The organism is Flavobacterium sp. (assembly GCF_029242675.1).
In the GTDB taxonomy this organism is placed as follows: Bacteria; Bacteroidota; Bacteroidia; order Flavobacteriales; family Flavobacteriaceae; genus Flavobacterium.
Window position 1 is genome coordinate 1 of sequence record NZ_JAQWTM010000251.1, and the last position, 1,653, is coordinate 1,653.

General features: G+C 33.0%; 1 protein-coding gene and 1 tRNA gene. Both read left to right on the forward strand.

The features are described 5' to 3' along the window. The first annotated feature begins 49 nt into the window (after positions 1-49). Entirely contained in the window at positions 50-301 is a 252-nt protein-coding gene (gene rpsT, locus P8M54_RS09330) for a 30S ribosomal protein S20 (RefSeq protein ID WP_173837097.1), read from the forward strand. 83 nt (positions 302-384) lie between these two features. Next, positions 385-458, forward strand: a tRNA-Arg gene (locus P8M54_RS09335). The last annotated feature ends 1,195 nt before the right edge of the window (positions 459-1,653 follow it).

The window sequence follows — 1,653 nt, forward strand, 5'->3', positions numbered from 1 at the left end:
CTTACGGACTACAAGTATAAAGAATAGTAAAGAAAAAAAATATAATAAAATGGCAAATCATAAGTCAGCTCTAAAAAGAATTAGAAGTAACGAAAAGAGAAGAGTATTAAATAGATACCAACACAAAACTACTCGTAATGCGATCAAAGCGTTAAGAATAGCTACTGATAAAACTGATGCTACATCAAAATTATCTAATGTTATATCTATGATTGATAAGTTAGCTAAAAAGAATATTATCCACGATAATAAAGCTTCTAACTTGAAATCTAAGTTGACTAAATTTGTTGCTAAGTTGTAATAACAACAACAAGATACAATAAAAAAGGCCTCTTATTAAAGGGGCTTTTTTATTTAAACTTATTGATAATTTAATTTATCTAAGGAGGCATAGCTCAGCTGGATAGAGCACCTGCCTTCTAAGCAGGCGGTCGAAGGTTCGAATCCTTCTGCCTTCACTTAAAAACCGATACTACATATAGTGTCGGTTTTTTTTATGGAAAAATGTGTGCTGTTGGTTATTTAGAAGGAGAGAGGTTTCATGATGGTGTACAAGGTTCTTACTTGAGATGTTCAGTGGGTAAATTACCAGCTAATCCGGTTGAGTTTGACGGTTTCAGAAATTTTTTTCTAAGTAAAATCTCAAGAACTAAAACCCTATAAAATTGAGAATAAATTTTTTCACTTATATATAAGAATAGTAAAAATTATGGTTCCTAGGAGCTATTTCCTGCTATCCGCTCTATCTCTAGTGGTGAACCCCACCACTAGAGGATGCCGCTGCTATCCGGGCTATGGTTGCGGGGAAGGAGATACAGTTTTGATGCTTATATATGTGGAGTAGGGGGTTGATCCATGTTTTTTCATTTCCAAAAGCAAGAAATCCCAATGTTTAAGGATGTAAGCAATCTTAAAATGGTATTCTTAACCCAAGAGTGGTTATAGAAAAAGCTTTTACGAGCTACTGCATTTCAATAAAGGCGCTAAACATGGCGTAGATTTAATAAAACGGACGCTAGAATAAACGTTTATTCTTACAATTAATAAAACGTTCAAAAAAGAGTGCTTCACAAAGTTTGCATTTTCAGTGAGTTAAAGCTAAGGTTAAACAAATGTGAAATAAAAGTGATTATAAAGTATTGTTTAAGGGAGAAGACTCACTACTTTTGCACCCGCAACAACGAATAAGTTCACTGACACACTGGCAAGCATTACTGATGTAAAGGAGAATATTTCTTTTTAAAAAAATATCAAATAAAGCTTGTGAGATTAAAGTAAACCAATTATTTTTGCACCCCGCAGAACAAGAAAAGTTATTTGACACACTGGTAAGAAAATGAGAAGAAAAAGAGATTTATCTCTTAAAAAAAACTTTAAATTTTTCTTGCGAGAAACGAATTAGTTTTCTACTTTTGCACCCGCTTCGAGAAACACGAAAAGTGAAAAACGAAGTGATTTAATCTGAATTTATTTCAGGTTTAAAATATAAGAACACGTTCCTAGACATATTGAATTGACAGCCGTTTTAACAGAGATGTTAGAACAAAAGAATAAGAGTAATAGAATCGAGAGATTTTAAAAAACCACTGTGGCATGCATAAGTTTGTCTTGTAGTATGAATGCTATCAGTAGAATAAGTGTTTCGGTCCTCCG